The organism is Faecalimicrobium dakarense (assembly GCF_000499525.1).
In the GTDB taxonomy this organism is placed as follows: domain Bacteria; phylum Bacillota; class Clostridia; order Peptostreptococcales; family Peptostreptococcaceae; genus Faecalimicrobium; species Faecalimicrobium dakarense.
Genome location: NZ_HG529375.1, coordinates 1 through 9,301, shown reverse-complemented (window position 1 = coordinate 9,301; position 9,301 = coordinate 1). Strand labels below are relative to the sequence as shown.

Below are 9,301 nucleotides of genomic sequence, written 5' to 3'. Positions count from 1 at the left end.
GAAATTTTTTATATCCGATCATTGATTATAATACTAACAGGAGTTTTGATATTCATGTTATTTGGTTTTGTAAGAGAAACTCTTTTTTAAGCTTCTCTTAATATAACATATGTCGTAAATACAAAAAATGACACAAAATAATAAAAAATATTTTTTTTATTATTTATTGTAATATATTGTCTAAATTAACCATAGATTTAAATTCATCAAATCCTATTCTATCTATGTAAGAACCTAGTCGTTCTTTGCCAGTTGCATTCTTTGAGTATATTTGTACAATTTCATCAACTACACCTAATACCTTATCATCAGGTATATTAATAGCTAATTTATCACCTAGTCTTGGAACATTACCACCTTTACCTCCAACAAAAACTGCCCATCCTTTAGGCATACCCATTAATCCTATATCACGAGTATGATTATCTGAACAGCTATTAGGGCAACCACTTACTCCAATCTTTAATTTATTAGGAAGATTCATTCCGTGATATCTATCATCAAGTTTAAGTCCTACAGATACAGAATCTCTAAACCCTCTTTTACAAAATGTTGTTCCAGGACATGTTTTAATACTTCTAACACATAGCCCTATAGCAGCACCAGGTTTCATTCCTAAATCTTCCCACGCATTATCAATATCTTCTTCTTTTAATCCTACTAAAGCAATACGTTGAGCAGCAGTTATTTTAATTGCATTAACATTGTACTTATCTGCGATATCAGCTAATTTTCTAAGTTGATCGGATGATATTAATCCAGCAGGAATATGAGGTGCTATTGCATAAGTTTCTTTATCTCTTTGTAATACGGCACCTTTTTCAAGTAAATCTTTCATAATAATACCTCCTTTATGTAGTAATAATAGTATATGGAAATAAATTAATTTTATAGATGTAAATAATTAAAAATAAGCATATATATTTTATTAGAATATAAGTAAATATTTATTATTATTATAAGGGCATAATAAACTTGTATTTAAAGTAATTACTAATATGTATTATTTCCCAATAAAGCTCATATATGATATAATATACTAACATTAAAAATTAAAACTAGGAGTGTGGTAAAGGTTGGATTTGACCGGTATTTTGATTCAAATAGGAATTTTAGTAATATTACTTATAGGTTCGGGGTTCTTTTCAGCATCTGAAACGGCTTTAATGTCTTTAAGTAAGATAAGAATTAGAGGAATGAAGGATGAAGGAGTAAAAGGAGCTAAATTAGTTAGTTCTTTAATAGAGGAACCTAATAAACTATTAAGCTCTATATTAGTAGGTAATAACATTGCAAATATAGCAGCAACATCAATATCAACATCTTTGTTTATGTCTATATTAGGAGATAAACCAGGTGCGGTTCCTCTTGCAACGGCTGTTATGACGGTATTAGTACTAATATTTGGAGAGATAACTCCAAAGACAATAGCAGCAAATAATTCAGAAAAAGTAGCTCTTTTTGTATCTAAGCCAATAAAAGCTATTATATTTATAGCTTCACCTATAGTATGGATATTTAATCTAATTACAAATGTAATATTTAAGATATTTGGCATAAAATCTAAGGGTTCGCAACCATATATAACTGAAGAAGAATTAAAGACTATGGTAAATGTAAGTCATGAAGAAGGAGTACTAGAAATAGAAGAAAGACAAATTATTAATAATGTATTCCAATTTGGTGATATGCAAGCCAAGGAGGCTATGGTTCAAAGATTAGATATGATAGCTATAAATTCAGAAGATAGTTATGAAGAAATAATAGAGATGTTTAAACATGAAAAGCTAAGTAGGCTTCCTGTTTATGAGGATTCAATAGATGATATTATAGGTATACTTAATATAAAAGATGTAATATTTTTAAAAGATGAAGAAATAAAAAACTTTAATGTTAATAATTATATAAGAGAGCCATTCTTCACATATGAATTTAAAAAGATAACTCAATTACTTGAAGAGATGAAAATAGAAAAAAGTCAAATGGCTATAGTTGTAGATGAGTACGGTGGTACATCAGGATTAATAACTATAGAAGATTTAGTAGAAGTAATAGTTGGTGATATAGAAGATGAGTATGATGAAGAAGAGGATGATATAATAGTAATAAAAGAGGATGAATATGTTGTTGAAGGAAGTACAAAAATAACAGATATAAATGAACTTATAGGAGTTAAGTTAGAATCAGAAGAGTTTGATTCTATAGGTGGATTTATAATAGGCCACTTAAGAAGATGGCCAGAGGAAAATGAAGTTATTGAATTTGATAACATAAGATTTTGTATAGAATCATTGGATAAAAATAGAATAAAGAAAATAAGAATTTTCACATAAAAACACTGCTTATAGCGGTGTTTTTTTATATAAATAAAAAATATTATAAACGAAAATTATTATAATTTAAAACAAAATAATGAAAAATGTAGAAAAATACAAACATCAAATGGTAAAATAATGGTAATACTTAATTATATATTGATTATAAATCAACAGAAACTAAAGAGAGAGGGATTAGAATATGAGAGAAAAAGTAGTAGAAAGATTTTTAAAATATGTTACATTTGATACGACTGCAGACCCTAAAAATTCAAATTGTCCATCAACAGAAGGGCAAAGAGTATTTGCTAACTATTTAGTTGAAGAATTAAAAACATTAGGACTTACAGATGCCAACGTAGATGAGAATAGTTATGTAATGGCAACTTTAAAAGGAAATATAGAAGGTGTAGAAACAATAGGATTTATATCTCATTTAGATACAGCACCAGATGTTACAGGTAAAGATGTTAAACCAAGAATAGTTGAAAACTATGATGGAAAAGATATAGTATTAAATTCAGAACTAAATATAGTTACAAAAGTTGAAGATTATCCAGAGCTTGCTAAATTTAAAGGTCAAGATTTAATAGTCACTGATGGTACTACATTACTTGGTGCTGATGATAAAGCTGGTGTAGCAGAGATAGTTACAGCTATAGAGTACTTAATAAATAATCCTCAGATAAAACATGGTGATATAAAAATAGGATTTACTCCAGATGAGGAAATAGGTAGAGGTGCTAATTTATTTAACGTTGAAAAATTTGGGGCTAAATATGCTTATACTATAGATGGTGGTATAATAGGAGAGCTTCAATATGAAAACTTTAATGCAGCAGGAGCTACTATAACTATACAAGGAAGAAACGTTCACCCAGGTGCATCTAAAAATAAAATGGTTAATGCACTGCATATAGCAGCTGAAATATCTGAAATATTCCCTAAAAATGAAAGACCAGAAACAACAGAAGGATATGAAGGATTCTATCACTTAAATGATTTAAATGGTAATGTTGAAAATGCAAGTATGATTTATATAATAAGAGATCATGATAAGCAAAAATTTGAAGAAAGAAAAGCTTATATGACTGAAAGTATAAATAAGCTAAATGAGAAGTATGATGGAAGAATAACTCTAGATTTAAAAGATCAATACTTTAATATGAAAGAAAAAGTAGAGCCTGTTAAGTTTATAGTTGATATAGCAAAAGATGCTATGACTGAAGTAGGTATAGAGCCACTTATATTACCAATAAGAGGTGGTACAGATGGAGCTAGATTATCATTTATGGGTCTACCATGTCCAAATATATTCACTGGAGGATTAAATTTCCACAGTAAAAATGAATGTATACCAGTAGATTCAATGGATAAATGTGCACAACTTATAGTTAAGATATCTGAAAAGTATGCACAAAGAGGATAGATTATATATTATTTAAATGCAAAAAATAGGTATTGGATTAATCCAATACCTATTTTAATTATTCATTATCTAACTCTATAATTTCACCGCTATTTATATCTATTAAATTTATATCTAAATCTAATTCATGATGGTCTTCACCCATTACTTCAATAGTTGCAACTGAATGACTTCCGTCTTTAGGTATAGATGTAGAACCAGGATTTAAAACTACTAAATTATCATCTAAATATAATTCCTTTACATGAGTATGTCCAGATATAAGAACATTTGCATTCATAGATTTTGCCTTTTTTATCATATCTTCTTTAGACTCTACATATCCATGAGTTATTAAAATTCTAAGCTTTCCAAATTGACTTACAACATAAGGCGTTTGGATAGGGTGGTCTATAACCATTTGGTCTACATCAGAATCACAATTTCCTTTAGCTATAAGTATATTTTCTACTTCATTTAATCTTAAGGCCAATTCTTTTGGATTATATCCATCTGGTAGAGGATTTCTCGGTCCATGGTATAATACATCTCCACCATGTAGTATAAAATCACAATCATTTAAAGCATCTAAAGCTTTTTCAAAATAAAGTAAACTTCCATGAGTATCACTCATTACTCCTATTTTCATATTAAAATCCTCCTAATTATGTGCTACAAAAATTTTTCAGAGACTCTACTCCAGAATTCATAATTTGACATTCTAAGTAATTTTATTTTTATATCGGATACAAAAATCTTTATATCAGATATTTGACTATATTTATGCTCAACACCATCAATAACTATTAATATAGAATCTTCAAACCTATATTCAGGAATAATATTTATTATAGATTCACTAGAAAAAATTATGCTCGATGTAAAACACCTATAAGCATTTGTATTTATAGGGTAAAGTGGTGTAAGTTGCATAAGGTTTAAACTTGAATCTACAATACTTCCTCCAGCAGCATAATTATATGCTGTAGACCCTGTAGGAGTTGATATAATCATTCCATCACCGCTGAAATTTTGTATATGCGTATCATTTACTTTTAAATTAAGATGAGTAGTTCTAGATTTATCACCTTTTACCACAACTTCATTTATAGCAAATATATCTAAGCAGTGTTTATTAGTGCATATATTAGCTTGTATAAGAGATATATCTTGAATAAGATAATCTTTTTTTAAGTAAGCTTCAATAAAATCGTCTATATTATCAGGAGAAATATCCGGGAAAAAACCAAGATGTCCTGTATTTATTCCAACAACGGGTACTTCAGGAAATTCAAAATCATGAATAGTTTTTAAGAAAGACCCATCACCGCCAATTGATATAACTAGTTCTGTATCTGGATGGAAATCATCTCTTACTTCAAAACCTGCGTTTATAAGTTTTTTAGATAATAGCTCCTTAGTCTCTAAAGATTTTAAAAGTCCATTTGAACTTATAGTAATAATTCTTTTCATTTTTCCACCCCTTCATACTTTGTATTATAACATAATTTTATAAAACTATAAGTTAAATTATTCTATATAAATAAAGGGATATATTAATGAAATTTCAAGTAGGTATATAGAGTTCTTATTTCCAAAAGGATTAAATTTAGACAAAAATTATTTTGACTTATATTCTGTAAGTATAAATATTGACGGAAGATACACAGTTGATTTACCATTTTTAGAAACTGGATATATAAGTTTACAACAAGATAATAGTAGTCATTCTTTTAATTTTGAGGCACATAATAAAAAATAGCCTATCAGTTGATAGTCTATTTTTTATAAAAATAACTGTTTCTGTATCCATATTTTTCCCTTTATACCTATATTAATTATTTATATATTATTTATATATAAATTTTAATTTTTATAGGTTATATACAATTTTATGGACACAGTGGATACATTTTAACATAAACCCTTGGTACAACTTAATTTAAGCCGTATCCATAGGTGTGTCTATACTAATGTTTTTATAGACACATGGATACACTTTTTTAATAAAATCTTAAGTAAAAATTTAATATTTTAAAATTATCAAAAATAAAGACTGATTATTAAGGATACATATTGAGCCTTTAAGGACACACTTTAGAGGGGGCAAGGATACACTTTTAAGGTTTATGGATACACCTATAGACACACTTTAAAATAACAATTTTTGGTATGTTATAATGAATAAAAGATTATGGAAATAAATTAAAAAAATAATCTATATATTAAAAAAATAGTGTAAAATATATAATGTTATTAGCAAAAAGGAAGTAGGTGTAGATTTGTTTAAAAAAGAAGGTCAAAAATATAACCTTATATCATATACAAATGATGAAGATTTAACTTTAAAAGAAGTATTGCTAGATAAATTAAATTTCTCAGTAAGATCTTTATCTAAAATGAAAAGAGAGCAAAGTGTATTAGTAAATGGTGAATTTAAAAAGCCAAGTGCTAAGATAAAAAAGGGTGACTTAATAGAAGTAAAAATAGAAGAAGATATGGCTAACTTTGAACCACAAGATTTAAATTTAGAAGTATTATATGATGATTTTGATTTAATAATGGTAAATAAACCGCCATTTATGGTAGTTCATCCAACTAAAAGTCATTATGATAAAACTATTGCAAATGCTGTAACAGACTATATTATAAAAAACAATGAAAAAGTAAAAATAAGGTTTGTAAATAGACTAGATATGAATACATCAGGTCTTGTAATAGTTGCAAAAAATGCATATGCACATCATACATTATCTCAAGATATGAGTGAAGATAAGGTTGAAAAAACTTATATAACTGTTGTAAAAGGATTAGTTTTAGATAATGAAGGAACTATTAATAAGCCAATATATAGACAAACTGAAGATAGTATAAAAAGAGTTATAGATGAAAGAGGACAGATTTCAGTAACTCACTATAAAGTACTTGAAAGATTAAATGATGCTACTGTACTAGAGGTAAAGCTTGAAACTGGAAGAACTCATCAAATAAGAGTTCATATGGAATCTATTGGCCATGGAATAATAGGTGATGAACTTTATGGTCATGTTGATGAAAATCTTATTAATAGACAAGCTCTACATGCATATAGCTTAGAGTTTGAGCAGCCAAGAACTAAAGAAAAATTAAGCTTTAAAGCTAATTTACCAAATGATATAAAAGAATTAATAGAAAAATTAAGATAGAGGTGTATAGATTATGATAATACATAAGTTTATAGTGCATGTACTAGATAAAAATAGTGATGTGCCAATATTAAATGATTTTGAAGGTAAGGTTAATCAAGAAGTAGATAAGTTTTTCCAAAAGGTTATAAAAAGAGTTACTAAAGATGATGATTTAAGAAAAGGTGTATTTAAAAATTATAATGATAATACAATAAAAAATTGTTGCGAACAAATTATATATGATGAGAGCACATTTTTAGAAAACTCTAAGGAAATAGCAGCATATTTATTTGATATTATGAAAATTAATGCAGAAATCGAATCTTGTGACTTAGCAATATGTTTATATACTGTAAAAGATGAAAAGTATGTGGCTATATTAAAGTTAGACTACAAGAAACTTTATACTCACTCAATAGAATTTATAGATGATAAATTTAATATACAAATGGTTGCAAATGAAGTAGGTATACCAGAAACTGGGAGACAAAAGCAATGCGCAATAATTGGAACAAGCGGTATAAATGACGAATTCCATTTAAGACTTTTAGATAAAGATGCTGAAAAAGAAGAAAGTGAATCTAAGTTTATAACAGAATTTTTAAATGCTGAGAAAATAGAAGATGATAAATATAAGACTAAAGTATTTAAAAATTCAGCAGAAAACTGGATTACAAATGCACTAAGTGATGATATAAAACAAGCGGAAGATGTTAGAAGTATACTAAACTATACATTAAAAGAAAAGCATGAAATAGATATTCATGATTTTGTAGAAAACTCAATAAAAGATGAAAATCTTAAAGAAAGTTTTAAAGAACATATGGAAGATAAAGGCTTAGAAGAAGGCTTTAATATAGATAAAAAATGGGTAGAAAAGAAGCTTAAAAAGAGAAGTATAAAAACAGATAATGGATTTGATTTAAAAGGTAACTTAGCTGATTTTGAGGATCCAATGAAATATAGTGTAAGACAAAATCCAGATGGAACAATAGATATAGTACTTAAAAATATAAAATTCTACGAAGAAAAATAAGTATAGATAGTATGAAGATAGTTAATATTTTCATACTATTTTTTTGTACATGCACAAAGATAAATATACAATCATATTTATAAATAAGAAAACTATTAAATTGTTACATATCAAGTTAAGGAGGCGTATAAATGGATCAAATAACAGGGCTTTTTAGAGGATTTGATTGTATAGATGATAACCCACTTATTTTATTTTTAATAATAGGAGCTATAATTTTATTGTTTATGGGAAATGGAGATATAGGATGTTTCTTTGAACAAAATAATTCATTTATTTGGATTATACTTATAGTGTTCTTAGTGTTTATGTTTAATAACAATAATAATGATTGTTGTTGCTAAAATTAAATATATATAAAATAAAACCGAGCTTAAATGCTCGGTTTTATTATTTATTATCTTCTATAAACTTAGCTATATCTCCTATAGTCTTGAAGTGTTCTGCTTCTTCATCTGGAATTTCTATTCCAAACTCATCTTCAAGTGCCATTATAACTTCTACAGCATCTAAAGAATCTGCTTCTAAGTCATCTATTAAAGATGTTTGTGGAGTTATTTTGTCTACATTATCTATCCCTAGTTGTTCTGCTATTATTTCTTTTATTTTTTCAAACATTGTAAACCTCCTAAAAGAGTTGATTAATTTTAATTGTAGTTTAATATAATATGTAAAAAAATTCAATATACAATTATAAAAAAAGTAATAAATTTTTAGGAAAAGAATATAAATTATAATATAAATTTACACATAGGAGGAATTGTTATGAAATATATAGGATTGGTAGTATCATCAATCGGAGTATTTTTAATAATATTAACAAACTTATATTATAATTCAGTGACATTAGATATGCAAAAGATAAAGGATTATGTATTTGAAACCAATATTATATTAGAGGATATATTGGAAAAAGAAGAACATGTTAAAGAAAAGAAGGATGAGTACATATCAAGGCTGGTATCTATAAAAAATGGTATTACAAACTCTAAAACAACATTTTTAATAAATGACTACAAAGAGTATAAAATAAAATCAATAGATAGTTTAATACAAAGTATATCAGAAAATAAGAATAAGGAAAAACACTTAGAAGATGTAGATAAATACAATAGCTTGTGTGATGAAGAATTAGACAAATTGGCTAATAAGAGTTTTAAAGAGGTAACTTATTTATCAGCTATGACATATACTTAAAACAAGGAAGCTTTGAAATTAAGGGGGGAAGGTCATGGCAAAATTAGAAGATGCGCTATCCCGTTTTTTTGGAGGCGATGATGGCCTTTTTGGCAATGGAATGCTAGTAATTATAGTATTAATATTTATTGTACTATGCACAGATATATTAGATGGCGTTTTAGAAGATGACAGCATA

The 9,301-nt window shown here is 27.0% G+C and carries 10 protein-coding genes; 6 read left to right on the top strand and 4 right to left on the bottom strand.

Going from position 1 to position 9,301, the window contains the following annotated elements; all coding sequences use genetic code 11:
- Window positions 1-163 precede the first annotated feature (163 nt).
- Window positions 164-838 carry a nitrite/sulfite reductase domain-containing protein gene (locus BN899_RS12465; RefSeq protein WP_330362546.1) on the bottom strand — a complete coding sequence of 225 codons (675 nt, stop codon included), beginning with the start codon at window positions 836-838 and terminating at the stop codon, window positions 164-166.
- Between the two features lie 238 nt (window positions 839-1,076).
- Here BN899_RS12465 and BN899_RS12460 point away from each other — a divergent pair, with 238 nt between their 5' ends.
- Both BN899_RS12460 and pepT read left to right on the top strand, forming a co-directional pair.
- Window positions 1,077-2,333 (top strand): HlyC/CorC family transporter, encoded by a 1,257-nt coding sequence (locus tag BN899_RS12460; protein WP_042275842.1) that lies wholly within the window; start codon window positions 1,077-1,079, stop codon window positions 2,331-2,333.
- A gap of 184 nt (window positions 2,334-2,517) precedes the next feature.
- The gene (gene pepT, locus BN899_RS12455; protein ID WP_042275839.1) at window positions 2,518-3,744 is read left to right on the top strand and encodes a peptidase T; all 1,227 of its coding nucleotides are present in this window, start codon (window positions 2,518-2,520) and stop codon (window positions 3,742-3,744) included.
- 58 nt (window positions 3,745-3,802) lie between these two features.
- Here pepT and yfcE read toward each other — a convergent pair whose 3' ends face one another.
- A complete protein-coding gene (yfcE, locus tag BN899_RS12450; protein WP_042275837.1) occupies window positions 3,803-4,372 on the bottom strand; it encodes a phosphodiesterase in 570 nt (189 codons plus the stop codon).
- A 23-nt stretch (window positions 4,373-4,395) separates the two neighbouring features.
- Window positions 4,396-5,196: an NAD(+)/NADH kinase gene (locus tag BN899_RS12445; RefSeq protein ID WP_042275834.1), complete on the bottom strand. Its 801-nt coding sequence runs from the start codon at window positions 5,194-5,196 to the stop codon at window positions 4,396-4,398.
- A gap of 809 nt (window positions 5,197-6,005) precedes the next feature.
- Between BN899_RS12445 and BN899_RS12440 the strand changes: the two genes are divergently transcribed.
- The 3 genes from BN899_RS12440 (at window position 6,006) to BN899_RS12430 (ending at window position 8,270) form a co-directional block, all read left to right on the top strand.
- A complete protein-coding gene (locus BN899_RS12440; RefSeq protein WP_042275831.1) occupies window positions 6,006-6,908 on the top strand; it encodes an RluA family pseudouridine synthase in 903 nt (300 codons plus the stop codon).
- A gap of 13 nt (window positions 6,909-6,921) precedes the next feature.
- Entirely contained in the window at window positions 6,922-7,926 is a 1,005-nt protein-coding gene (locus tag BN899_RS12435; RefSeq protein ID WP_042275829.1) for a nucleoid-associated protein, read from the top strand.
- 131 nt (window positions 7,927-8,057) lie between these two features.
- Window positions 8,058-8,270, top strand: coding sequence for a hypothetical protein (locus BN899_RS12430; protein ID WP_042275826.1), 213 nt, complete (start codon window positions 8,058-8,060; stop codon window positions 8,268-8,270).
- A gap of 46 nt (window positions 8,271-8,316) precedes the next feature.
- Here BN899_RS12430 and acpP read toward each other — a convergent pair whose 3' ends face one another.
- Window positions 8,317-8,544 (bottom strand): acyl carrier protein, encoded by a 228-nt coding sequence (gene acpP, locus BN899_RS12425; RefSeq protein WP_042275824.1) that lies wholly within the window; start codon window positions 8,542-8,544, stop codon window positions 8,317-8,319.
- A 147-nt stretch (window positions 8,545-8,691) separates the two neighbouring features.
- Here acpP and BN899_RS12420 point away from each other — a divergent pair, with 147 nt between their 5' ends.
- Window positions 8,692-9,123, top strand: coding sequence for a hypothetical protein (locus BN899_RS12420; protein WP_042275822.1), 432 nt, complete (start codon window positions 8,692-8,694; stop codon window positions 9,121-9,123).
- The last annotated feature ends 178 nt before the right edge of the window (window positions 9,124-9,301 follow it).